This window comes from Vibrio sp. TRT 21S02 (genome assembly GCF_050113675.1).
Taxonomy (GTDB): Bacteria; Pseudomonadota; Gammaproteobacteria; order Enterobacterales; family Vibrionaceae; genus Vibrio.
Genome location: NZ_JBNJOI010000002.1, coordinates 1 through 24715, shown reverse-complemented (window position 1 = coordinate 24715; position 24715 = coordinate 1). Strand labels below are relative to the sequence as shown.

21 protein-coding genes are annotated in these 24715 nt (G+C 41.2%); 12 read left to right on the top strand and 9 right to left on the bottom strand.

Annotation, left to right across the window (positions count from 1 at the left end):
* Positions 1–70 precede the first annotated feature (70 nt).
* The 4 genes from fabV to ACQEXU_RS02245 all read left to right on the top strand — a co-directional run bounded on the left by fabV (position 71) and on the right by ACQEXU_RS02245 (position 5766).
* Entirely contained in the window at positions 71–1270 is a 1200-nt protein-coding gene (fabV, locus tag ACQEXU_RS02260; RefSeq protein ID WP_427009510.1) for an enoyl-ACP reductase FabV, read from the top strand.
* A gap of 224 nt (positions 1271–1494) precedes the next feature.
* Positions 1495–3408, top strand: a complete 1914-nt coding sequence (locus ACQEXU_RS02255) for a sensor domain-containing phosphodiesterase (protein ID WP_427009509.1) — start codon at positions 1495–1497, stop codon at positions 3406–3408.
* Positions 3409–3521: 113 nt separating this feature from the next.
* On the top strand, positions 3522–5177 hold the full coding sequence (locus ACQEXU_RS02250; RefSeq protein ID WP_427009508.1) for a P-loop domain-containing protein: 1656 nt from the start codon (positions 3522–3524) through the stop codon (positions 5175–5177).
* A gap of 52 nt (positions 5178–5229) precedes the next feature.
* On the top strand, positions 5230–5766 hold the full coding sequence (locus tag ACQEXU_RS02245) for a GNAT family N-acetyltransferase (RefSeq protein ID WP_427009507.1): 537 nt from the start codon (positions 5230–5232) through the stop codon (positions 5764–5766).
* Here the strand turns inward: ACQEXU_RS02245 and ACQEXU_RS02240 are convergent.
* On the bottom strand, positions 5763–6380 hold the full coding sequence (locus ACQEXU_RS02240) for a DNA-J related domain-containing protein (protein ID WP_427009506.1): 618 nt from the start codon (positions 6378–6380) through the stop codon (positions 5763–5765). The genes ACQEXU_RS02245 and ACQEXU_RS02240 overlap by 4 nt on opposite strands.
* A gap of 255 nt (positions 6381–6635) precedes the next feature.
* Here ACQEXU_RS02240 and ACQEXU_RS02235 point away from each other — a divergent pair, with 255 nt between their 5' ends.
* The 4 genes from ACQEXU_RS02235 to ACQEXU_RS02220 are packed head-to-tail and all read left to right on the top strand — an operon-like array spanning position 6636 to position 11368.
* Positions 6636–7706 carry a DUF3369 domain-containing protein gene (locus ACQEXU_RS02235; protein ID WP_427009505.1) on the top strand — a complete coding sequence of 357 codons (1071 nt, stop codon included), beginning with the start codon at positions 6636–6638 and terminating at the stop codon, positions 7704–7706.
* 14 nt (positions 7707–7720) lie between these two features.
* The gene (locus tag ACQEXU_RS02230) at positions 7721–8149 is read left to right on the top strand and encodes an HD-GYP domain-containing protein (protein ID WP_427009504.1); all 429 of its coding nucleotides are present in this window, start codon (positions 7721–7723) and stop codon (positions 8147–8149) included.
* Positions 8150–8160: 11 nt separating this feature from the next.
* Positions 8161–9861 carry an ABC transporter substrate-binding protein gene (locus ACQEXU_RS02225; protein WP_427009503.1) on the top strand — a complete coding sequence of 567 codons (1701 nt, stop codon included), beginning with the start codon at positions 8161–8163 and terminating at the stop codon, positions 9859–9861.
* 1 nt (position 9862) lies between these two features.
* A complete protein-coding gene (locus ACQEXU_RS02220) occupies positions 9863–11368 on the top strand; it encodes an ATP-binding protein (RefSeq protein ID WP_367989953.1) in 1506 nt (501 codons plus the stop codon).
* On the opposite strand, the gene ACQEXU_RS02215 is transcribed toward ACQEXU_RS02220, so the two are convergent.
* Positions 11365–12204, bottom strand: a complete 840-nt coding sequence (locus ACQEXU_RS02215) for an isopenicillin N synthase family dioxygenase (protein WP_427009502.1) — start codon at positions 12202–12204, stop codon at positions 11365–11367. The genes ACQEXU_RS02220 and ACQEXU_RS02215 overlap by 4 nt on opposite strands.
* A gap of 228 nt (positions 12205–12432) precedes the next feature.
* On the opposite strand from ACQEXU_RS02215, the gene ACQEXU_RS02210 reads away from it, so the two are divergent.
* Positions 12433–13047, top strand: coding sequence for a DUF2238 domain-containing protein (locus tag ACQEXU_RS02210; protein WP_427009501.1), 615 nt, complete (start codon positions 12433–12435; stop codon positions 13045–13047).
* On the opposite strand, the gene cutA is transcribed toward ACQEXU_RS02210, so the two are convergent.
* The 3 genes from cutA to ACQEXU_RS02195 form a co-directional block, all read right to left on the bottom strand.
* The gene (gene cutA / locus ACQEXU_RS02205; RefSeq protein ID WP_367989956.1) at positions 13011–13331 is read right to left on the bottom strand and encodes a divalent-cation tolerance protein CutA; all 321 of its coding nucleotides are present in this window, start codon (positions 13329–13331) and stop codon (positions 13011–13013) included. The genes ACQEXU_RS02210 and cutA overlap by 37 nt on opposite strands.
* Before the next feature lie 548 nt (positions 13332–13879).
* A complete protein-coding gene (locus ACQEXU_RS02200; protein ID WP_367989957.1) occupies positions 13880–14527 on the bottom strand; it encodes an HAD-IA family hydrolase in 648 nt (215 codons plus the stop codon).
* Positions 14528–14698: 171 nt separating this feature from the next.
* Positions 14699–15190 (bottom strand): flavodoxin, encoded by a 492-nt coding sequence (locus tag ACQEXU_RS02195; protein ID WP_367989958.1) that lies wholly within the window; start codon positions 15188–15190, stop codon positions 14699–14701.
* A 152-nt stretch (positions 15191–15342) separates the two neighbouring features.
* On the opposite strand from ACQEXU_RS02195, the gene ACQEXU_RS02190 reads away from it, so the two are divergent.
* The gene (locus ACQEXU_RS02190; protein WP_427009500.1) at positions 15343–15813 is read left to right on the top strand and encodes a CreA family protein; all 471 of its coding nucleotides are present in this window, start codon (positions 15343–15345) and stop codon (positions 15811–15813) included.
* Positions 15814–15932: 119 nt separating this feature from the next.
* Positions 15933–17237, top strand: coding sequence for an inosine/guanosine kinase (locus ACQEXU_RS02185; RefSeq protein WP_427009499.1), 1305 nt, complete (start codon positions 15933–15935; stop codon positions 17235–17237).
* Between the two features lie 12 nt (positions 17238–17249).
* Here the strand turns inward: ACQEXU_RS02185 and ACQEXU_RS02180 are convergent, their stop codons facing one another.
* On the bottom strand, positions 17250–17864 hold the full coding sequence (locus ACQEXU_RS02180) for a beta-phosphoglucomutase family hydrolase (RefSeq protein WP_427009498.1): 615 nt from the start codon (positions 17862–17864) through the stop codon (positions 17250–17252).
* A 150-nt stretch (positions 17865–18014) separates the two neighbouring features.
* On the opposite strand from ACQEXU_RS02180, the gene ACQEXU_RS02175 reads away from it, so the two are divergent.
* Positions 18015–19775 carry a methyl-accepting chemotaxis protein gene (locus ACQEXU_RS02175; RefSeq protein WP_427009797.1) on the top strand — a complete coding sequence of 587 codons (1761 nt, stop codon included), beginning with the start codon at positions 18015–18017 and terminating at the stop codon, positions 19773–19775.
* Between the two features lie 154 nt (positions 19776–19929).
* On the opposite strand, the gene ACQEXU_RS02170 is transcribed toward ACQEXU_RS02175, so the two are convergent.
* The 3 genes from ACQEXU_RS02170 to ACQEXU_RS02160 all read right to left on the bottom strand — a co-directional run.
* A complete protein-coding gene (locus ACQEXU_RS02170; RefSeq protein ID WP_367989962.1) occupies positions 19930–20364 on the bottom strand; it encodes a hypothetical protein in 435 nt (144 codons plus the stop codon).
* Positions 20361–22826 (bottom strand): glycoside hydrolase family 24 protein, encoded by a 2466-nt coding sequence (locus ACQEXU_RS02165; RefSeq protein ID WP_427009497.1) that lies wholly within the window; start codon positions 22824–22826, stop codon positions 20361–20363. The genes ACQEXU_RS02170 and ACQEXU_RS02165 overlap by 4 nt, the downstream gene beginning before the upstream one ends.
* A gap of 5 nt (positions 22827–22831) precedes the next feature.
* Positions 22832–24715 (bottom strand): type VI secretion system Vgr family protein (locus ACQEXU_RS02160; RefSeq protein ID WP_427009496.1); only part of this gene is annotated, 1884 nt, incomplete at its 5' end.

Sequence of the window (24715 nt, the reverse complement as noted above, 5' to 3'; positions counted from 1 at the left end):
GGGCTAGCTCAAAAACCCGCACCATTAATTGGGTTATTCTGTTGCTACCTTGGTTGCCGGAAAAACAAAAATGATTATTGAACCAATTATCGATGGCGTGGTTGCCAGAAGTGCTCACCCTTTTGGCTGTGAACAAGCTGTCCTTGAACAAATTAACTATGCAAAATCAGCCAAGCCTATAAAACATGGACCCAAACGCGTTCTTATTATTGGGGCTTCATCAGGTTTTGGACTTGCTGCACGAATTGCGCTTACTTTTGGTGGCAGTGATGCAGATACTATTGGCGTATCTTTCGAACGTGGGCCATCTAATCTTGGTGGCGGTTCTGCTGGCTGGTACAACAACTACTTTTTTCAAGAATATGCAGAGCAAGAAGGTCGTATTGCCGTCAATATCCAAGGTGATGCCTTTTCAAAAGAGATTAAACAAGAAGTTGTAGAAGCGATTGAAACGTACTTCGAAGGTGAAGTGGACCTTATCATCTATAGTGTCGCCAGTGGTGTCAGACCGAACCCTGACACTGGTGAGCTATGGCGCTCAGCGATAAAGCCCATCGACCAAGATGTCACTGGCGCTAGCATTATATTAGAGAACGATAGCTGGGTAGAAACAACGCTAACCTCTGCGAGTGAGCGTGAAACTGAAGAAACGCTCAAAGTAATGGGCGGTGAAGACTGGGAAAGCTGGATCGATACGCTCATTAACTCAGAATCCGTTTCGGAAGGTTGTAAGACCATCGCGTTTTCTTACATTGGACCTGAAGTGACCCACCCTATTTATCTCGATGGCACACTTGGACGAGCAAAGATCGATCTTCACCAAACCAGTCATGCGCTCAATTTAAAATTATCTAACTTTGATGGCGGCGCCTACGCTACTGTCTGTAAGGCGCTCGTAACGAAGGCAAGCGTATTTATCCCGGGTTTAAGCCCCTATATTCTTGCACTCTATAAAGTGATGAAAGAGAAAGGGACGCATGAAGGCTGTATTGAACAAATGCAGCGATTATTTAGTGACAAGCTATACGGAAACACAACCATCCCCCTCGATCCGGAGCGCCTCATTAGAATGGATGATTGGGAGTTAAACCCAGATACCCAAGAAAAAGTTGCTCAGCTTATGGCACAGCTAGGGCCAGACAACTTTAAACAGCTTGGTGATTACCAAGCCTTCAAAGCAGATTTTCTAAAACTCAACGGCTTTGGCTTAGATACCGTTGACTATCTTGAAAACGTTGATCTCGACCACTTCATTCAATCAACAGACTGATTTCTTTTTCTTATAATTAAGAACCTCATCAATAAAACAGCCCCTACATTAGTTAGGGGCTTTTCTTTACTTTAGTCACGAACTAGTCTTATTTTTGAAACTAACTATTTGGCATTCTGTTTACAGATACGAAATCAAAACGTCGAACACCACTTGGTGACACCGTAACCAAATGGGCATATCGCGCCCCTAAATAGGATCTCAAGCCTGAAAAGCAATGTTGTATGTCAAAAATTAATCTTAATACCATCACCATTCCAGAAGATATATGTAACGGCTGGCAAGCCATCGTTAATTTACTGGCTGACATTGTCAATGTTCCTTCAGCATTAGTCATGCGCATCCATCAGGATTATATTGAGGTCTTCTCCAGCAATAATAACAATAAGCATCCATATGCTATTGGTGATTGTGAGCGGCTTGGGCAAGGCCTCTATTGCGAATATGTCATTAATAACCAGACGGCCTTGATTGTTCCCGATGCAACTGAAGATCCTGAATGGAAAAATAACCCTGATATGAAATTTGGCATGCGTGCTTATATGGGTGTTCCAATCAACTGGCCATCAGGTGAACCCTTCGGCACCATTTGTGTACTAGACAACAAAAAAAACGAGTTTTCCCTAACATACAAACAGTTGTTATGTAGTTTTCGTGACTCTATTGAAGCGCAGCTTACAACCATTATTCAAAATGAAGAACTGCGCTTGCTAAATGATGAGTTAAAGTCGAAAGTTGACACTCGAACGCAAGATCTCGTGCACCTTAACTACTCTCTAAATCAAGAAATCGATAAACGTAGAGCGGTAGAGAAAAAACTTCACTATCAGAAGTTTCACGATAGTGGAACTCAGTTCCTTAATCAGTTGGGTTTACAAAAACAGCTACGACAATATTCCTCTGAGCTTGATGGCAACGACTACATATCCGTTATCCATATCGGATTCGCTAACGGGGCAAGTATTCAGTCAAAGTATGGATTTCATACGTGGGAAAAAACCCTCGTTCAGTATCGAAAACGACTTGGTGATTTAGCGCGTTTTAATGCATTTACCGCAAGACCCAGTGCAACTGATTTGGTGCTTTGTTTGCGTACCGGACACATTGAAGAAGATTTAAATACCCTATGTAACCAACTGGTAGATATCGGACACTCTGAGTTTCTGGTGAACCATGAAAAGCTTCATCTTCACACCTATATTGGCATCAGTTCAACACAAAACCCTGCTGAAGTGACGCACCTGTATAAGCAAGCTTCAGAAGCGATGCAATCTTGCAAAGATTCTGGCCACAAGTTTAGCTTCTATTCACAGGCAACTGCTGACTTACAAAAGCACATTAGCCAATTAGAAAGCTACCTTCTTCAAGCCGTCAGAAATGACGATTTGCTGCTGTATTTCCAGCCTAAAGTATCTCCAGCGTCTCATCGTTGGACAGGTGCTGAAGCTTTGTTACGTTGGCGACATCCTATTCTTGGTGACGTATCAAACCAAACATTAATCCACTTAGCCGAACAAAATGGGCTTATATTCGAAGTCGGCAACTTTGTCCTTCGCTCAGCCATTAAAAAAGCCTCTGAATGGATGCAACACGTTGAGAAGTTTCGAATTGCAGTTAACGTTTCAGCAATTCAATTACAAAATCCTCAATTTGTGGACCAAGTTCATGATCTCTTACATGCCTATAATTTACCCCCTCAGTTTTTAGAGCTTGAGATCACCGAAAGTAGCCTCATCGCCGATGAAGTGGTTGCGCACCAGACCCTTGATGGCCTGAATAAGCTTGGAATCATGTTATCTCTGGATGATTTTGGGACTGGGTATGCTTCATTTAATTACCTAAAGAAGTTTCCTTTCCACGCGATTAAAATCGACAAAAGTTTCATCCATCAAATTGATCAGTGTGATGAAGACAAAGAAATCGTGCGCTCCATCATTCATGTTGCTAAAAAGCTTAACCTGTCTATCACAGTAGAAGGCATCGAGTCAGAGCAGCATGAGGCGTTTATTATTGAAGAAGGGTGTGAATATGGCCAAGGCTACTACTATGGTAAACCCATGCCCTGTGATGAGTTTGAACACTCTTTCTTTAATCAAAATTACACCAGTGAAGCAAATTTCAGTAGCTTACCGAAATAACGCTACATGCTCTCCAAACGAAACGCCTTTAAGCTAAGCAAGTTTTACCTTTACTCCAAAGCGTGGGATTTCTATAATCCCCGCCTTTCTCTTACCTAAGTTAAGTGACTCCCATGGATCAACTCATTGCCCTTTTAAAAAAAATAGAAAAACAAAATTATCGTGCATACCAACAAATTAAAGGTCAGTATGATTTTGGTGATTTCACACTACATGCAGATTATATCCAAGGTGACCCTTACGCATCGGCATCACGTTTTCGCGTTATTCGCCCGTGGGCACCGACTGGTTTGCAATGGTTAAGAGAAAAATCACCGTCTTACCAAATCGCCGCGAGAGATTTTATCGCTCGCAGCTTTGCGACATTTGCTAAACAAGAAAATTCCGTCAGCATCGCCTTAACAGGCCAAACTGTGATGGACAGTACAGCCGTTCTATTTACTGAACAAGGCATCGAAATTCGATTCAGAGTCGATCTACCTGCTGAGGGTCGTTCAGTATTAGGGAAGCGCGCGATCAATGCACTAACATTCCATCTACCAAAGTTTGTACGCCGAGCAACACTCGAACGAGAATTAGATCTCACCGCACTCAAGCATCACTGTGAATCGATTGAAGACCAAGTCGCAATGCGCGAGCAGCTCAAAGAAAAGGGCCTTATCGCCTTTGTTGGCAATGGTTCCATTCTCCCTCGCATTGCGGGTAATTGCGACCTTCCAATGAAACAAGCCGTTGCTTTCCAGTCCCCTGAAAATCTAACAGTGGAGTTAAACACGCCAAACCAAGGTCCAGTGAAGGGCATGGGGATTCCACAAGGTATCACCGTAATTGTTGGTGGTGGTTTCCATGGTAAATCTACCTTACTCAATGCGATTGAGCGCTCTATCTATAACCATCTACCGGGTGATGGACGAGAGCTCGTTGTCACAAATGAAGAAGCGATGAAGATTCGTGCTGAAGATGGTCGTTGCGTTCATAACCTAAATTTATCCAACTACATTAACCATTTACCTATGGGTAAAGATACTGGCGACTTTTCGACACAAGATGCGTCAGGTTCCACATCACAGGCTGCTTGGTTACAAGAATCAATTGAAGCGGGTGCACAATGCATGTTGATCGATGAGGATACGTCAGCCACGAACTTTATGATCCGTGACGAACGCATGCAGGCATTGGTAGCAAAAGGTGACGAGCCAATCACACCACTGGTTGACCGAATTGGGCAGCTACGTGATGAGTTGGAGATTTCTACCATTGTTGTAATGGGAGGCTCTGGTGACTACCTAGATGTTGCCGATACCGTCATTCAAATGCACGACTACCAAGCACTTGATGTGACAGAAAAAGCGCGTCAGGTTATTCAACAGCACCCTACCCAACGAGAAAACGAAAGTGAAAAAGCGTTAGAGACGTTCAGACCACGTTCAGTCAACCGAGCAGTATTGCAAGCCGTGCTTGCAGACGGAAAGTTCCGAGTATCTGCAAAAGGCATTGACTCATTGCGCTTCGGTAAAGAGTTTATCGACCTAGCAGCACTTGAGCAATTGGAGTCCAGTGCTGAAATCAATGCAATTGGATGGCTTTGGTTCCAGTTGGCGCAATTACCGGGCTGGTCTAATAACCCAGCTAAAGAGTTCAATGACATGCTCAAAGGTGAATGGCACCAACACATGCCAAATCAAGGGGATTTAGCTAAACCACGCGTCCTCGACACCATGGCGGCATTAAACCGTATGCGTAAATCACAATTCCGCGCTTCGAAGTAGCAGCCAAACACCAAAATCGTTATAAAGCGTCTTTTAGAAAGGCGCTTTTTTTATGTCATTTCAAATCCATACACCCAGATTCGTTCTCCGTGATTTCGAATTGAGCGATATTGCGCATTACACAGCTCAATGCCAAGACAAGAAATATCAACGCTTTTACAGTGACGAAGATTGTTCAATAGAGAAGTGCGATGAACTTGTTAAAATGTTTATTGCACAAGCTAAGATTTCACAGAGAAACGCTTACCATTTAGCGATAACGGATCGTGTTACCGAGGAATACCTAGGCATCGCAGGACTCAGGCTTGAAAACGAAAACCAAGCATCCGTGGGGTGTAGTTTAGTCCGAAATAAGCAACATAAACATGTCGCTCACGAAGCGATGAAAGCCCTTTTAGAATTTGGCTTTCAGCACTTACAAGTTCACCGAGCCTATGCAGAAACCATTTCGGACAACATCGCAGCAGTTAAGCTTTGTAAGAGTATCGGAATGAGGCAGGAAGCGGAGCTGATACAGAACCGCTATTTTAAAAACCAATGGTGGAATACAACTATTTTGGCCATTCTATCGAGTGAGTTTCCCCGTTAATGACGTAAAACATGCCACGCTTCGCAAAGCACTTTAAATTGTTCACTGTCACCATTGTCACGATCAGGGTGCCATTTTAATGCAAGTTTTCGCCATGTTTTTCTGATGTCCGTCGGCGTTGCATCTTGTGGCAGTTTAAACAAACTCAACGCTTTGGCTCTGTCCATGTCTTTGCCGTTAGTGCTTCCGACAAATTCACGATATCGCGTCCAGAATTCATTCAACAAACGCTTAACCTCGCCCTCTTCAGCCTCATAGTTCTGCCATTGGATATAGTAATCCCGCAGGGGATCATGATGATCCACTTCGTGTCCTGCAACCTGATGCGCGGGCATCAAAATAATGTTCATTGCCTCAACTTGGAGCCAATTATCCGGGTACAGCGTTTCCTGAAGCTGATACAACGCGTTCATGATAAGAAAATTACGCTTAAACAGATCCTTTTCAGGCGAAGCATCAAGAGCAGGTATAAACCCTAGCTCTCCTAAATGCGAAGCTAGTGTATGAACTTTCCATCCAGATGGTGTCTTCTTCAATACTTCAAGAATTGGCCATAGTAGCGGATTTTCCATATAGCTTTGAAAGCAAGCTGTCAGTTCATTTGAGGTGGTCATATATGGTGGATCTCTAGTACATAATTATTAATTGAAAATCACACAGCGTTATTTGTCGAGTTATTGAAGTCTTAGCGGCTCAAAAATGAGATTCTCATCCATCGCAATATGGCTTCATTGGGTATGACTAGCAACTGATAAAATTGAAAAAAGTCTATTTTTCTCCTAAACCTTAGTTGTAGTCCATTTAATAGATCGAAGTGACATGTATTTCACTCGTCAAACAAGAATTCGGTTATATCCAGAGACAAAGATATGGAAGAAAGCTATTGCTTTGCAGAAGAGAGCTCGACGTTAGAACCAATCACGGAAAAGTTCTGGGAAATCCTAGTTGTCGACGATGAGCAAGACGTACACGACGTCACTAACATTGTATTGGGCGACTGTGAGTTTCTTGGTAGAAAGCTACATTTCACACACGCTTATTCAGCCAAAGAAGCTAGAGAGCAAATCGAAAACGCTCCTCACGATTTCGCCGTTATCCTTTTAGATGTAGTGATGGAAACCCGCCAAGCTGGTCTCGATTTAGTAAAGTGGATTCGAGACACTAAAAATAACAAAAGTAGCAGAATCATCTTACGTACCGGACAACCTGGCGACGCTCCAGAAGAGCAAGTTATTCTTACTTACGATATTAATGACTATAAGAATAAAACCGAGCTAACTTCTACGCGCTTGATTACCACAACGTTTGCTGCAATCCGTTCTTACAGCGACATCATTACCATTGAGCAAACCCGCGCAGGGCTAAAAACTATCATCAATTCCACCTCAGATATATTAGTGGAAAACACAAGCGCAACTTGGCTTCAAGGCATATTGCGTCAAATCGTCGCTCTGTTAAAACTCGACGATCTCCATGCCATACATTACGGCGCCTCTCCTGTGGACGGACAATGGCGGATTGTTGCTACAACAAATGGTGATAAATGTCCTTTAGGTGATGAGCTCTCTTCATATTGTGACGTTGCTCCTGCTCAGTTCGATTTTTTCCGGCCTCGACTACACCATGTAGATAACAACACCTTCGTCCTTCCTATCTCTGTTCATGACTCAAACGGCATCATCGTTGTGAAAAGCAATGAAGAAACTTTAGAACAACACAGAGAGTTGATTGAGCTTTTTATCAAAAGTGCCACCATTGCCTACGACAAAATGTTTCTGATTAATGAAGTGGTTGAAACACAAAAAGAGATCGCCTATCGGTTAGGTGAAGTAGTAGAAACCCGGTCGAAAGAATCTGGTAGCCATGTTAAGCGCTTATCTCTGCTATCCCATTTATTAGCCAAAAATGCCGGATTAAGTGATGACTACGCCGAAAAATAAAACTCGCCTCTCCTTTGCACGATATAGGAAAGATTGCGATCCCAGACAATATTCTTCACAAACCCGGAAAGCTATCCGCTGAAGAGTGGGAAATAATGAAAACTCATGCCGCAGTTGGCGCTGAAATATTAGCCGGTTCAAACCTCGAGATCTTGCGAATAGCCGCCATCATTGCTTCAAGCCACCATGAAAAATGGGACGGAAGCGGCTATCCCTCAGGCCTAACAGGTGAAGACATACCCATCGAAGGTCGCATTACAGCAATTATTGATGTTTTCGATGCGCTGGCTTCTAAGCGTTGCTACAAAGAGCCTTGGGCAATCGACGATATCAAACAGCATTTCTTAGAGCAAAAAGGCCAACACTTCGATCCTAAGTTGTGTGATGTCTTTTTGAGTATTTTCGACGAGTGCATTGAGTTAAGAGATGCCTATCCAGATTAACGGGAATTGATATGTCTTCATTAAAAATCACATGGTTACTCGCCTCATTTATTTTATTGCTATCCCCTAACCTTTCTTCTGCTAAACAAACTTTTAGGGCGGATTCGAGTTCTGATAGCGTCACCGATAAATTTCGTTCCGGCTCCCATGTAAAAGTCTATTTACCCAACTTGCCATACATTGCAAGCTCTCACTCAATTAATGCCGGATTGTTAAGACCCGCCAATAATACGCAAGGCTGGGAGTATGACCTTGCAACAAGCCACAAAATCATCTCGCCCAGACTGTATGAGTTTACCTTAAGAAAAGGGGTTAGATTTCAAGATGGCACCCCTTTCAATGCTGATTCTGTCCTTATGAATATTGAATACTTTATGAAGGAGCCCTATACCTTTACCAAGTTATATAAGGTTTTGGATCGAGTAGAAAAAATATCGCCATACGTCATTCGCTTCCATTTAACCGAAGACTATGGGTTATTGTTGTATGACGCAATCTGGCTTCATTTTTATACCAAACCCTATCTAGATAAATTTGGTTGGAACGGTAAGCCTTTTTGCCCAAATCTCGCTGAAGCGGGTCCATATGGCCTAGGACCCTACATTTTAAAAGAAGGTTACATAGAAGGTGATCGGAGAAGTGATAAAGCCGTATTAGAAGCAAACCCATATTACTGGGATAAGAACTCACCGAAGGTCGAAAAAATCACCCTCTATATGAGTCTCAGTCAAGAAGAAGCTAAAAACCTTACGCTATATGAAGAAGGAAAGCTGGACATTGCACCACTCATATTCTCAGATGAACTAGAGACAATATACGCCCCCTATTCTAAGCTCAGTCGGCTTCAATCAACGAACACCTATATCGCTCGTTTTAACCTGTTTAATGGTCACCCAATATATAAAGAGGCAGATATTAGAAAGGCCGTCAATCTCGCGATTGATCAAAATGCTTTAGTATCACTATCTATGAATGGCGAAGGAAGAAGTACTTTTATTTCTGTCCCTGAACAATTGCTTGGCGTAGACAAAGCCATCCGCTCTCTTCCCGAACACGCGCAAAGCCAAGAACCGCCTAATAAAGCGCAAATTGAATCTCTTCTTGCGACCCATAAGCAAAATTACGGATACAAAGCAGAAGAAAAAATCACGCTACGCCTATACGCACAAGAAAGTATGCGTTATATGCTGAATGACATTAAGTTCTTTCTTGAAAAGTACGATTTTGATGTGGAAATCATCATTGCTAAATCAGAGTCGGAAATGTTCATTAATGCCATTGCCGCACATGTAAATCAAAATACGACAGATTTCGATGTCGTCCTTTGGCCTAATTTCGACTGGTTTAGAAATCCTTGGGTATCGTTCTTTATTTATGATACGGCCTCTTCATGGACCACGACGCCTCCTAATGCCGAATTAGATGCTCTTGTGAACAACTTCATTGCTACGCCTTATTCAGCAACCAGTTATCAAAAAGTATTAACTCGTCTGATACAGCATTTATATAACTCAAACTACCAACTCTTCTTACCCAGTCCATACAACATTATCGCGTTGAACAAAGAGATAGTTTTTACGCCACGAACTTCCGCCATTTATCCTTTATGGGAAATCCAGGTCAGTGACTACCATTGGTCAGTGAGAGGAGAGCAACCTTACCCAGAGCAACTCAAACTTCCTATTAAGATTCTTGAATCACAAGGACAATAATATGTCGCGATTCGCAGAAGACAGTCTCTCAAAAAAAATCTTAACCCTTTTTATCATTACGACCAGCGTTTTGATTCTTCAGGGTATATACAACATTTACAGCCTTGGCGATGTGAACGATTCCATTAAAAAAGTTTACGATTCTGTCGAACAGGTCAATGAGAATAATATTGAATTGACAGGCCCCGTGTCAGAACTTAGGCAGCTCACGATGTTTTTGGTGATGGCTCCAGATGCCGACACAAAAGAGACGATCAAAAAAGACATTCAGATAGACATTGAAAAAATTGAACGCACGTTATCAAACTACCGGACTCAAGCAGGTACGGATACAAAAGCGAACACGCTAGCGAGGAACATTGAAAATGCGTGGGAAAGTTATTATGAAACCGTTTTGAAAACCATTTATTACTCCGAGAAAAATATCCGTATTGCCGAATTTATGCACGTTGCAACAGACGCAAAAGAGTCTTATGAAGAAATACTAGAAGAGATTGCTCATTTCAACCAACATCTCGTTGAGCGCAGTAATTTGATTTACGCACATGCAGAGTCAAGTTCAAAAGTAGCATTTTGGGCGGTGATCATCACCACCGTAACAGAGGCCCTCATCCTTAAACTCATCTTATTTTACGTCTTAAGCATCGTTAAGAAACGCCTTGATGAGCGCAAAGCTTACTCAATGGAGTTGATGGAGAAAAACAGTCAATTGGAAAACAATATTCATCAATTGCAAACCATTCAAGGCCAATTGATTGAAGCAGAAAAACAAGCCTCATTAAGCAAGCTTGTCGCTGGTGTTGCCCATGAGATTAATACTCCGATTGGTATCGGGATCACCACCTCAACCCATTTGGTCAAGCTAACCAATACTGTGGAAAACAAAGTGGCAACAAACAAGCTTACTAAGCAAGATCTCACCGACTTTTTTTCGTCATCAAAAGACATTACCTCAATTTTAATTAGCAACTTATCGCGTGCTGCTGACATTATCCAAAGGTTTAAACGCCTCTCTTCCGACAACATTCAATCACTTGAAGAAAAACTTAACATTGGCAGCAAGATTAAAGACACCATCATGGCGTTAAGCCCTAACATGAAAGATATCGATATCCAAATGGACAACATTCAAGATATCGAGGTAAAAACAGACTCTGGTGCGATTTACCATACGATTTCAAATCTTGTCTTGAATGCCAAAAACCACGCTTTTGAAGATATAGAAAAACCTAAAGTTGTGATTCGAATGGAAGAGTTTGAACACGATAAAGTAGTCATTACCGTGAGCGATAACGGAAAAGGAATGAACCAAGACATACTTGGTAAAATATTTGACCCCTTCTTCAGTACTGCAAAAGAAAACGGGGGAACCGGGCTTGGCTTGTCGATTGTCTACAATGTACTAGCAAGAATAAATGGCAGTATAAAATGTGACAGTCAACCGGGGAAAGGCACAATGTTTACCATTGAAATCCCCGGCCCAGCCAAGCTTATAGAAGATGCTTAAATGACACCTAACTCGCGAAGGCGTTCCATCAAGTAGCTATCAGCAGTGTAACGCTCAGACAGAACGACTTCTGGCTTGGGATGAAGAAAAAGTGGCAATGAAATTCGAGAGCTTTCCTGCTTCTCACCTGTCGGGTTAATAACGCGATGAGTTGTAGACGGAAAGTACCCTCCAGAGGCTTCTTGTAACATGTCGCCAATGTTGATGATAAGGTTGCCAAAGTCACATGGTACATCTAACCAATCGCCATCTTTACCCAACACTTGGAGCCCAGGCTCATTCGCTGCCGGAAGAATGGTCAGCAAATTGATATCTTCATGGGCCGCAGCACGAATTGCACCTGGCTCTTCATCCCCGGTCATTGGTGGATAATGTAAGACACGAAGCAATGTTTTGTTGCTGCCCTCAACCATTTCAGAAAGAGCAACTGAGAATTTATCTTGAATCTCTTGTGGAGCATGCGCTTCTACCCAGCCTAATAGTTCCTGAGCAAACAAGTTTGCTCGTTCATAATATTCAAGAATTTGTTCTTTTAGCTCAACTGGAATTTGTCCCCATGGGTAGATATGAAAATACTCTTTGATATCTTTGACCGAATGCCCTTTCGCTACTTCAGATACTGTCGGTGGAAAATACCCATCTTGAGTTTCTACGTTAAAGTGAAACTCGTTTTTCCTCTCTGACATAAAAAACTGATACCAGTTTTCATAGATGGACTCGACCAATTCTTTTGGAATTGGATGATTTTTTAAAACCCCAAACCCTGTTTCACGTAATGAGGTAACAAATTGCTTCGCTGCATCTTCAGCAAGATAATCAACAGTTTCCAATTTCATAGCTTTACTTCTAAGTTTTATTGTTTGAATTTCAAGTCGCAGAGTCTATTTGTTGCAGCTATGTAAATCAAACTTTAATGAATCGTACTCTCACTAAAATAACTTGATTGTGTGGTTTCTATACTTTTCAACACCAATCGTTAATTCTTTAAATTACAACCACAATTGAACAGTGTTTTATTGTGTGTCATGATGACCTCAACTTTTAGAATGGCATAATGGATAGTTATGACAACAAACTCACCAGCCCCCTTAAAATGGCTAACGCTACTTTACAGTTTCGTTTTGGCTTTCTCAGCAATAGCACCTCATTCAAGAGCAGTATGGATCGCGGAGGTCATACCTGCCCTTTTGATACTAGGATGCATTTGGTTAATTACCTACAAATCTGAACCTTTGACGAAAACTGCCTATTTGCTCATGTTTGTATGGCTAATACTTCACACCATCGGTGCCAAGTATACATTTGCAGAAGTACCATTTGATTGGTTCAACCAACTCATAGGTTCTGAAAGAAATAATTTTGATCGAGTTGCTCACTTTTCGATAGGTTTGTATGCATACCCAATCGCAGAGCACTTGCTGAAAAGCAACAAAATGTCCCCTGCTTACGCAGTTTTGTTTGCTATCTTCGCTATCATGTCACTTGCTGCTGGCTATGAAATTATAGAATGGTGGTATGCGGCTTTGGCTGGCGGTGATGAGGGTATCGCCTTTTTAGGTTCTCAGGGCGACATCTGGGACGCTCAAAAAGACATGCTTATGGATACCCTTGGTGCAATTACTGCGCTTGCTATATTTCTGCTTCAACGACGGGTGTTCTCTTCTAACCACGTTAGGTAAGGATTAAAACCTTGGGTAAACGGAACTTGGACGATTTGCGGGACATCATAATCATGTGACTCGACAATACATCGCTCAAGTTCCATATAACACCCATTTGTGGTTTTCATAATGATTAGAAATTCTTCATCAACACAAAGCTTGCCCTCCCAAACATAGTGACTTTGAATCGACATAGTTTGAACGCATGCCGCTAGTTTTTCAGTCAATACATTTGAAATGATTTTCTCTTTATTTGATGCACAATTCGTTGTCGTTAACACCATGCAGAACCCAGTATCCATATTTCCTCCAAACCTACGTGTATTCACATACGACCAAAGAACAATAACCCCAACAAATACCAATACAGCATTAACATAAATTAAACTTATTAATGATATTTAACTCATCAACTAGTGAATTAATCCTTATAATTGGCGTTAGGAAACCACATTTTATGAGTTGACTCTCATACTTCACTGAAACGTCCTAAGTTAGCCCAGTGTACTAGCATCTTAGACTAAAATTGAATTGTAACGAAAGAGTCGAGCTATTAAGCTGAGAACCAATAAAAATATTAAACTAATTCGACTAACATTCTTCTATTGCTGCTGGAGAATCTATGAAAATCAAGCAACTAAAAAGTATAAAGACGTTGTGCTGCCCGCTCTGCGGTAGTGAGGACTATTTGCTTTCAGAAAGTGACGATATGTTGTGTGCTGAATGCGGATCTTTTTTTAATGATGTTACCCATATTAGCCAGATATACAGCAACACCATTAAACCCATTTCAAATATGTACAATACAACACCAGCCGCTTGTCATTGACATATTTTACTAGCCTATAAATTAGAGAAGACTTTCTAGCTCTTGCAGGTTTTTAATCTGAACAACCTCTTCTGGAGGTTGTTTAGAGCTAAAGCCAAGTAACTGAACTGTTTTAACCCCGGCTTTAATCCCTGCCTCCAGCCCCTTCGGGGTATCATCAACGTATATACATTCTTCTAATCGAAATCCCATGGCCATCGCCGTATAAAGTACCAAGTCTGGATCTGGCTTCCAGCTATTTGTGTCAAAGGCAGAGAAAATTCGATCGCCAAAATAGGACCTTAACCCTGTAAGTTCGAGTGCATTTTCAATCTTAGTTTTCGGACCATTTGATGCAACACAAAACTCGATTCCTCTACGCTTTAGAACCTCTAACAGCTCAATCGCTCCAGTCATCGGTTTTAAGTGCTCAGCAAACAAACGATCAAGATGTTCTCTATATACAGGCTCTAACTCATCCACTGAAACTGCCATGTTCAGGCGTTCCCGCGTGGTAGATAAGATATCAGCAAGTTTCCCACCTTCGAAATGTTCCATTGCATCGGCAATGGTCATTTCAGCGCCATATTGATTAAACGTATCCCTGATCGCTTCACAACAAAGGCGTTCGCTATCAACAAGGGTGCCATCACAATCAAATATTACACAGTGTGTTTTGTTCTCAGTCATGTTAATACCCTCGTTCGTATCTTTTTCTGAAATACTATTCTGTATTTTTCCGATGGAAACGATGGAGTTAACAGTTTGCAAAACTATTTATCGGCAAAGATGAAAAGTACCGTATATGTCACTAGTTTTAGTTGAGAATTGAATGAGATATCGCCAAGAGTTAGCTATAACCTAACACTCTACGTAGACATGTTCTGGGGTTTCACCTTCGGCTTTGAAATATGAAATTAGATTTGATGCAAACGCGCTAGTATCAGAACAAGGTGATACTAAGTCAGATATCAGCATATCGTTGCCACTTCGCGTTACAATCGCCGCCGCAACAGGTTCGTTGCTATGGAAACCCATATATAGGCTACATGGCTCGCTGAAGATGATTTGAGTAAGAAATTCGACAATCAAGGCTTGATCATTTTCGCTCTTCCAGCGTTTCGCTTGGAGTAATGCAAACATGACAGTTAGCCGATGGAAATCGACAAGATGGATTTCTTCTACGTCCGCTTTCAATGTACTTTGGTTGTATACCTCATAGCTTCTCGATTCTACCCATCGTTTGTATAGCTCTTTACCTTTTAAACTCTCTTTCGTTGGGAACGCCACATCAATATGATGATATAACCAATCATTTTTTATATGCACGATAGAAGGAACTGATTTGGACATATGAGACCCATTGAATTATTACGTTCAATGGAGGTTAAACGTCGGCTTGGTAAGACTCAAGTAAATTATTCGTCTTATATTTTAATTGAACCAATAATAAGCACTTAAAACTGATATGCTTAGCAATGTGATAATCCAACCGGAATACAACAATGATAAAAAAAATCGCTCTAATTTCAGTTATTGCTTTCGGATTAGCTGGCTGTGACAGTGGTGAAGTGGGTGACGTAAGTCTTGGCTTATTTACCATGAAAGACATTAAACTTAATCATATGCAAGACCCTATTGTTAAAGGGGTAACTTGCCATGTTGCTTCAATTGAAGCCGACTTCAGCCTTGCTGACCCAAGTGACAGCTCTATCTCCTGCCGTCAAACAGGGGACATTACACCAGAGATGATTGCAGAAATCGACAAATCAAAAAATGGCGAAGTTGTTTTCAAAAAATCGAAAAGTGTATTTTTCAAAGCCATGAAAATTCGCCGCATTTTTGATGTTGAAAACCAAACACTGATGTATCTGTCATACTCGACTAAAGAAACTTCAGGTAGTTTCAAACATAGCTTGTCGACTGTACCTCTATGGGGAACAAAAGCATACGGTGCTTTCAAAGAGCAAAAATAAGCCTCTTTACTCACTCATAGTGCCAGATGTTTGATCTGGCACTTTTGTGTAAATAAAATGAAAGCAATCTTTTCTGGGTGTGATATCATGCGGCAAAATTTCCAACTCCACTCTCTAAAATGAAGTTTCCTGGACAGCGTAAATCCAAGCACTATTTTCCTACTCACGCTCGTGACCCTTTAGTCAACCAAATCAAACAAACACCAAAGCTACATCGCCCTATTATTGTCGGCGTAGGTCAAACGATTGTTGATATCGAGGCTCGTGTCGATGATAAGTTCCTTGAAAAATATGAGTTAAGTAAAGGTCATTCTCTGGTACTTGAAGAGAGTAAAGCAGATGCACTGTATGATGAGCTTGTTGAAAAAGGATTGATCACGCATCAATACCCTGGCGACACTATTGGCAATACGTTGCATAACTACTCTGTATTGGCTGACAGCAAGTCGGTCTTGCTTGGTGTCATGTCTAGGAATATTGAAGTTGGCTCTTTCGCGTATCGTTACCTTTGTCGCACTTCTTCACGCATGAACCTAAACCACTTACAGATGGTTGAAGGCCCTATTGGACGTTGTTATACATTAATCTCTCAAGATGGTGAACGCACATTTGCGATTAACGAAGGACACATGAACAAGCTTCACCCTGATAGCGTGCCAGAAGATGTGTTTGATAAAGCATCCGCATTAGTTGTCTCATCATATCTGATGCGTGGGAAACCTGAAGACCCAATGCCACAAGCCGTTGCACGTGCCATTGAAATTGCAAAAAGTAAAAACGTACCTGTTGTACTAACGTTAGGTACTAAGTGGGTCATAGAAGGCAATGCAAAGTGGTGGCAAGACTACATAAAAGAGAACATCACGATTGTTGCAATGAATGAAGAGGAAGGTGAAGCGTTAACTGGCGAAAAAGATCCTCTTCTAGCTGCAGACAAGGCATTGGAATGGGTAGACCTTGTATTATGTACAGCTGGCCCTGTTGGTTTGTACATGGCAGGCTATACCGAAGATTCTGTTAAACGTGATACTGAGTTACCGCTATTACCGGGTAACATTCCTGAGTTCAACAAATATGAATTTAGCCGCGCGATGCGTAAACAAGATTGCCAATCACCAATCAAAGTTTACTCACATATTGGACCATACCTTGGTGGACCGTTAGAAATCAAAAACACGAATGGTGCTGGAGATGGTGCTTTATCAGCATTGCTTCACGACATGGCTGCAAACAGCTACCACGTGACCAATGTTCCTAACTCTTCAAAACACGACGCGCCGTATCTTACTTATTCCTCTTTGTCACAAATTTGTAAGTATGCAAACCGTGTAAGCTATGAAGTACTCACTCAGCATTCTCCTCGTCTATCGAGAGCACTGCCTGAAAGAGAAGATAGCCTAGAAGAAGCCTACTGGGACAGATAACAAAAAGAGCCGCTAAAGCGGCTCTTTTTCGTTTAGTGGCCAGAATTCAAGCTGCCCATCTATTACCATAATACAATCCATTCCTGCGGCATGCGCTGCTTTTTTTCCCAATTCTGTATCTTCAAATACTACACACTGCTTATTAGTCAAACCCATTATTGCTGCGGCTTGTGTAAATGTGTCTGGATGAGGTTTATGATTATTTACATCACTCGCTGTGACTAAAGCATCTAACTTCTCAAGGAAATTGAATCTATCAAGCAAACGCTCGGCATTGACTCGTTGGCTTCCTGTCCCTACTGCGATTTTTTTCTTTCCGTAAAACTCTGAAAAAATATCGGACGTACAGCCAATTATGCCACCATGATCTTCTAAACTTGAAAATGCATCAATTTTATATCTTGAAACCATTGCAACATCTAACGCTAAATCATATTTAGCATTCACCTCCATGACAATTTTATTACTCGGCATTCCCCCTAACCCATGTATCCAAGAAGAGTTATAAGGAAAGTTAAAGTGACTTGCGGTCTGTTCCCAAGCCGACAAATGAGCAGGCATGGTATCAATCAAGGTACCATCCATATCGAATATCAAGCCTTCATATTTTTTTAACTTATTTTTCACTTACGGTATCCTGTCAAGCAATTCATTTCATCAATCAATTACACCAAACTCTTAATAATCAATAATAATATTGATAAACTAGTGATTAATAACTAACATTTTAGTGAAGTATTTCTACTCACAGATCGAATGAAATTATTAGGTAATCTCATGAATATTAAACAAAAGCTGTATTCATTGGGTGCGATTGCCGTTTTAGGTGTTGTATCTCTTTTGGCAACTACCACGCATTTTGCACAATCGACATCAGAACTTAAACAAGCTAACCAACTGGTTACTGAGCTAGAAGTTCGACTTCTGAATCTCCGGAGAAACGAAAAAGACTTTTTATTACGTAAAGACGCTAAGTATTTAGATAAGTTTGACAAGAATGTCGATATCTTTTTGGGACTTGAGGCACAACTCGCTGATATTCTTCAAAACCAATCACTACCATCTAGCCAGCAGCTAAAAAGCGATATTCTTTCTTATCAAAAAGGATTCCAAGATTTAGTCGCTGCATTCACAGCTCACGGCCTTAAAAGTGAAGATAAGTTGCTTGGGGCATATAATGACGCTCTAAGTTCTGCTAAATCAAACCTTAACAGTGATCAATTGCTGTCATTGATTTCATTTGATGAAAAAGTTCATCAAGGAGAGCTAGACAAGTCTCTCATTCCTTTCGCCCAGGACAATCTAGTGAATACGGCGGCTCTGTTAGTTGATCAGAAGATTAGAATTGGCCTTAAGTATAATGTTGGTCTTTTGGGTGATACTAGAGCCCTATCCCATACCGTAGAAACCCAGTTCAAAGAATTTAACAAAGCATTAAAAACTCAAAGTGAGCAAGCAGAAGAGCAAGCCTTCTTTATTAGACAAATTGTTACTGCAATTGTTGTTCTATTTATTGTTGGTTTTATTCTTCAAATAGCTCGCTCAATAAACCTTCAAGTCGCCGCATTACTAAGAATAATTCAAGAAATTGCTCAATCAAATAATGTTTCCTTAAGATCAGATTTGAAAGGTAATAATGAACTCGTATCAATAGGCAATTACTTTAATAAATTACTTGATAAGCTTGAGCAACTTATTTCTGGTACACAAGAAAAGTCTGCAGGATTATCCCAAAGCACTAGTAATATGCATGAAGAGCTGCAATCAGTAATTGAGCAATTTCATGCACAGGCTAATCATACTTCTACCATGGCGACATCAGTACAAGAGATGGTTTCAACCATCAACGAGATTTCAGAAAGTACGTCGATTGCCGTTGAAGGTGTTCAGCAAGCAGCAGTCAATGCTAAGCATGGTCGTGATGTTGTAGAAACAACCGTTAAAAATATTGACGAGCTTTCAACAACATTAGGTGAAAGCCAGCACTCTATTAGCTCATTGAACGAGCATGTTGATAAAATTGGGGATGCAGTTAACATCATCCAAGAAATTGCAGAGCAAACTAACTTACTTGCGTTAAATGCAGCGATTGAGGCTGCTCGTGCGGGTGAGCAAGGCCGAGGCTTTGCTGTTGTTGCAGATGAGGTTCGAGCATTAGCAAGCCGAACTCATCAATCAACTGAAGAAATAACCAAAGTTGTCACCGCAATTCAGTCCCAAATGTCGACAGTAGTAACGAACATCGATCAATGTAACGAACAAGGACAATCCACGCTGTCAGCATCACAAACACTGGATGATAGTTTGAGTCAAATCATTAGCGATATGACGAATATTCAAGCAAATTCTGAAAGAATCGCCTCTGCAATTGAAGAGCAAGGGATTGTAATGAATCAAGTCAGTGACTCGATTACAGAACTAAATACGATTTCTGAAAACAATATGAATTCTGCACAACAATGTTTAAGTGAAGTCGATATTGTATCTGACCAAGCAAAACAAATGGATCATGCAGTCGCTGAGTTTAGGACTTCGTAAGACCGATTAGAAAAAACGCCTAGCATATGCTAGGCGTTTTTGTTGGCTCTTAAAAATCTAGGGCTTTGTGACACTGACTTATGTAGATCCATTTTAGAATAGTGATTTCCATCAAAATAGTATGTAAATATCAGAATATTCATATAGCGATATACTACTTACATTGAGTGAGTATATTCCAACCAGAACTTAAAGCTGGCCCCCCTTTTCCCTCTACAGTCCAACTATATTCATTATTTATTTCATGCCAAAAACCGAACCACTTTAGCGCAACACTATTTTCATCCAGTTGCACTAATGTAAATACTCTTTGGGAATTCGAGAAATTATCCCAATCTAATCTCACGCCTCCTGGGCCTAGGTCTGCTGGTTTAGTAAGTAAGAATGTAGTCGTCGTTTTCTCGTCTGAGCGGACATTTATGTATATTTGATTGGCATTTACCATCACCTCTCCAGTACCATCGCTCGATTCTAACGTAACTGAAAAGTCATTATCTATCCCACACGAAGCATAATAGGTATTTGCCTCTGCGTTTATAGAGCAACCCATAAATAAGGTTAAAGTTATTAAGTTCAACGTTTTAATCACAAAAAGACCTCCAAGAAACCATGCTCTAATTTAAGATCACTATCACCATTTCTTTCTTGCTCTAAATACTCCTCAAAAATTGATAATGCATCTTCCATCGTTTTTTGTGGCTGGCCATATGGTGATGTGGGTAAACTCGCCCATTCATATGCATACCCTCTTTTTTCTCCACCTTCATCTAAAGATATTGATTCTTCGATATTTCCAGATATTAATAACGGCCACGCATACCTACGTTTGTACTTTAGTAATATAACACCAAATAAGTCTTGATTCCGTGGACTAAAATCGTCAACCTTATACTTACGCCGCCGTGCAACCATATTGTCATCATCCCATGTTTTTTCCATGACCTGATACGCACCAGCTGCAGTTGACGTTGTGTTTCCAAATGGCCGATGAATTCTAGGGTGGTCATCCCATGATTTGTCATAATCTTTTATAAACGACTTTCCGCCAAATAAAGTTTCATATCCTTTATTTCCGACAGTTCCTTCGCCAACCCTTATCATTCTCATAAAGGCACGTACATATAATTCTGCCTCAGAAACTTGATGTACAGCTCGATCAGGTATTGGCCACCAGTTCCAGACTTCCTTTGCTTGGCCAAGATCTGACTCAACATCTGGCATCCAAATTAAGTTATCAATTCTTGATTTTTCATGCTCAATCAAGCTCTTAAACTCTGGATTACCATACTGTTCAACTAACTTATCTAAAAATGGTTTTTCATCTGATTTGGCTGCCCACTCACTTTCATGCTTGGCAACAACGTATTTGCAACTATCCCATGGCGTTAGATTTTCGATGATATCAGAACCAGGAATATCTTCTTCTCCCAAGTTCAGTTTTTGAACCAATTCCTTAAAAAAGCTCGAGGGTTCATCTTGATCTAAGAAACCGTCGCATGACTCAACATCTTCAATAAACTTTAGTTCTTTCAGAGTGTTGCAGTCCTCATTTTCGCCGAGGAAAGCGTCCGTGAAATACGCTGGTGGCTTATCAACAGAAAACATCTCAAAATGCACTTGATGCCGAGTATCAAACAGTTGAGGTGTGTTCAATGCCGCTGCATCAAACCTTCCTAAATACCCTATCTCATCGCCAGCCTTAACAAATAGTTTCGAGTTTTTTCCAAAGCTATTTACTTTATTAAACTCTACAGGTTCAGCTTTTATCACTTTTACAAACTGCTCTTCAACACATAACCAAGCAGCTCTAACAACTTGGCCATCTTTGATTACATCATTATTAGGAAAAGAGCAGCGCGCCATTAAATATGTCGAGTTACCTATATTTTGTAAGCTACAATCTTTAGCACGGCTGTATTTGATCAAGGTTCCTTTGGGGATGTCATATTGGTGTTCCCCTGCTTCTATTACGCCATTATTAACAGCTGGATCTGTTCTTCCTCTCAGCGAATCGGTTATTGTTTCTGCTAAGACTTCTGTATAGATCCATTTTGGAAGTTGATATGGCCTTGTAAACCCGTTGAATAAATTGTCAGGGGCAGGAATTTTTGAATCAGCAATCCATACAGTGGCCTCAGGGGAGACATTAACACTTGTCGAGATTGAATCTTTGTTATCAATGATCTTATACGCAGACATCATATAGTTACCACTACGTTTTTCTCCGATGTCTCTTTGCTTAACTACTTTGGCACCAATCGGTAGTGTGAATGAAATCGAATTGATGTCTGCAACTGATCTAACGTTACGCCTCTCAATTAGTTCCATACACGAAACTTTAACATCAACACACTGTGAATCTTGGTATTGTCGAATCGTATAGTGACTGTTTTTCAAAAATGTACTTGTTATATCTTGAGGTTGCTTTTCTTTATAAGTTGCAATCCAAAGTTTATTCCCTTCAACCGCTAGTTCATCTTTATTGTCTTTATTATTAATGATGGTAAAGGGTTTAAAAATATATCCGTCGGCAGCAACTTCATTGTCATTTGTTGCTTCTATAATACAGCCAGATTCTAATGTTGTTTTTTCATCAGCGAGTCCAGCTGATGGTCGAGCATTCCTGTTCTCAGTCATTAAAAAACGTTGATTATCACTCTGCTCACGGTGAGGTATGCAAGCTGGAGCTAAATGCATATATAGCGAGTAAAAGGTAAACTTTTCGCTGGAATCACTAGGATTTGTATATGAGTGCTGAAGTAAACAAAAATCATTGCTGTAAGAAAGCTCAGCCCCTTTAAAGTTTGAGATTTGATACTGATTGTTAACTCGACAAGCGACGACACAACCATCTGCAATCGCTCGAACAGGTTTCTGATCTTTAATCCAAGCTGCATTTTTCTCTGTGAAATGTAACCCGCCGTGCCATGAGTTATTATTCGGATTGTAGCCAAACTGGCCGATAGATTCTTTTTTTACCTGATGTTCAAATTCCTGTTGATCTTTAAACTCAGTACCATCTTCTTTTGCAATCGGATATAGAAATTTCATTTTAATCACCCTGAAAAGTTAAATGGTACGAACCCTTTTGAGCTCTTCTCTTTTTCTGCATCCTCTACCACATCATTTTTTGAGGACGTTGATGTCGTGTCTACTATTGCAGATGTATCATTTGTAGGCATCGATTGAATAGGGTCTTTCTTTTTCAAATCAACATCTGTTATTACATCAGCTTCCGCCCCCTGTTTAGATGCCAAAATAGTGGCTTGTGTTAATTCTTCCGGAGTCGCTAACTCTTTAAGTACATTGGGTAATTCAGCTTGTTGACCCGCATATCCACTGCCACTACCTGCACTGCCACCAGAATTTAAATTAATTCCTGCACCCACCATATGTACGCCTGCAGGATCTATTTTTACAAAGCTACCTGCTGCTTTTACCGTAATTTCTGAGCTAGCCTCTATAACTACTTTTTGACCTGCCTTAACATGGATCTGATTTGCGGCCTCATTAACCCAAACTTTGCCGGTTTTTACGTGCAGAGAACCGTCCACAATAAGTGTTTTGTTAGACATTACCTTTTCACGAGACTCACCACCCACCGTCACATGTTGGTTGTTTTTTACCTGCGTAAAGCTGTCATTCTCCACCGTCAGGTGTTTATCATGCTTAATGTGTGTGGTGTGGTCGTTCTTGATTTCTGCATCAAAGTCTTTCTGAGCATGCAGGTAAACCTGCTCTACCCCCGCTTGGTCTTCAAAACTGATTTCGTTAAAACCGCTACCTTGGTGGGTTTCACTGCGTATCACGGTTTTGGTTTTATTGTCCGGCAGTGTGTAAAGCGAGGTGTTGGTCGCGTGATAGGTGCGCCCTGTGATGATTGGCTGGTCCGGGTCACCGTTTAGGAATGAGACAATGACTTCATGACCAATGCGAGGAATGGCCATCATACCGTATTGACTGCCCGCCCAGCCTTGTGAAACACGAACCCAGCACGAGCTCTTGTCATCCCCATTCGAGTAGCGGTCCCAAGGGAAGTGGATTTTAACTCGGCCATGTTCATCACAGAAGATTTCTTCCCCTTCAGGGCCAACGACAGTGGCTATCATCGGGCCATCCACCTGAGGTTTACTTTGGGGCGTAGCCTGCCAAGTGATGTTCGCGGGCACCAACTTGAACTGGTTGGTGTAAGTGGTGGTGCCGTTGCCCCCTTCTTCTTCCAAAGCTTGATGTTGGGTGCCTTGATGGTGAACCAAAACCACTAACCAGTCTCGGTTTAATGCCGTATCAAGGTGCTCTTGCAGGTCAAACTTGTAACCAGACTGAAGCTGTGGGTGGTTACTCTTTCCGGTTGCAGTATGGGCATCGCGTCTGAGGTAGTCTAAGCGGATTTGGTTAAACGCTTTGCCATTGTCATCGTCTTTAAAACGTCCCGGTGCATCAAAGTGTTCATACACATCAGTGCGTTGGTAAGCCATCTCAGTGCCAAGGGCTTGTTGCTCAAACCCATAAGCGGGCTTTTTAAAACTGTAGTCTTTTAATGCGGTATGACTGACTTCCGTTTGAGTGTGGGTTTCTAATTGAGAGATGTAAGGCGTATCACTAGCGCCGCCACTTAATACGTTGTAAGGGACAGGCAAACCAAGTTGAGGGAGGCTTTCACTGGAATCAGTAAACAACAGGGTGTGTTTACCTTCTTCATGGATAAAGCTGTACACCAAACCTTCTTCAGCTGCTAAGCGATGGAGAAAGTCTAAATCGGTCTCTCGGTACTGAACGCAGAACTCACGCTGAGCACAGTCACGCTTTAGGGAAAAGGCATAGTCGTTAATCCCCATTTCCTGAAGCAGGACAGAGAGAATGTCAGGGACGGTTTTTAACTGGAAGATACGGCTGTTATGGCGCAGGGATAAACGTTCAAGAGCAGGAACTAAGGTTAA

Coding starts and splice junctions, on each gene's coding strand:
- fabV (WP_427009510.1), top strand. CDS start 71: ATGATTATTGAACCAATTATCGATGGCGTGGTTGCCAGAAGTGCTCAC.
- ACQEXU_RS02255 (WP_427009509.1), top strand. CDS start 1,495: ATGTCAAAAATTAATCTTAATACCATCACCATTCCAGAAGATATATGT.
- ACQEXU_RS02250 (WP_427009508.1), top strand. CDS start 3,522: ATGGATCAACTCATTGCCCTTTTAAAAAAAATAGAAAAACAAAATTAT.
- ACQEXU_RS02245 (WP_427009507.1), top strand. CDS start 5,230: ATGTCATTTCAAATCCATACACCCAGATTCGTTCTCCGTGATTTCGAA.
- ACQEXU_RS02240 (WP_427009506.1), bottom strand. CDS start 6,380: ATGACCACCTCAAATGAACTGACAGCTTGCTTTCAAAGCTATATGGAA.
- ACQEXU_RS02235 (WP_427009505.1), top strand. CDS start 6,636: ATGGAAGAAAGCTATTGCTTTGCAGAAGAGAGCTCGACGTTAGAACCA.
- ACQEXU_RS02225 (WP_427009503.1), top strand. CDS start 8,161: ATGTCTTCATTAAAAATCACATGGTTACTCGCCTCATTTATTTTATTG.
- ACQEXU_RS02220 (WP_367989953.1), top strand. CDS start 9,863: ATGTCGCGATTCGCAGAAGACAGTCTCTCAAAAAAAATCTTAACCCTT.
- ACQEXU_RS02215 (WP_427009502.1), bottom strand. CDS start 12,204: ATGAAATTGGAAACTGTTGATTATCTTGCTGAAGATGCAGCGAAGCAA.
- ACQEXU_RS02210 (WP_427009501.1), top strand. CDS start 12,433: ATGACAACAAACTCACCAGCCCCCTTAAAATGGCTAACGCTACTTTAC.
- cutA (WP_367989956.1), bottom strand. CDS start 13,331: ATGGATACTGGGTTCTGCATGGTGTTAACGACAACGAATTGTGCATCA.
- ACQEXU_RS02200 (WP_367989957.1), bottom strand. CDS start 14,527: ATGACTGAGAACAAAACACACTGTGTAATATTTGATTGTGATGGCACC.
- ACQEXU_RS02195 (WP_367989958.1), bottom strand. CDS start 15,190: ATGTCCAAATCAGTTCCTTCTATCGTGCATATAAAAAATGATTGGTTA.
- ACQEXU_RS02190 (WP_427009500.1), top strand. CDS start 15,343: ATGATAAAAAAAATCGCTCTAATTTCAGTTATTGCTTTCGGATTAGCT.
- ACQEXU_RS02185 (WP_427009499.1), top strand. CDS start 15,933: ATGAAGTTTCCTGGACAGCGTAAATCCAAGCACTATTTTCCTACTCAC.
- ACQEXU_RS02175 (WP_427009797.1), top strand. CDS start 18,015: ATGAATATTAAACAAAAGCTGTATTCATTGGGTGCGATTGCCGTTTTA.
- ACQEXU_RS02165 (WP_427009497.1), bottom strand. CDS start 22,826: ATGAAATTTCTATATCCGATTGCAAAAGAAGATGGTACTGAGTTTAAA.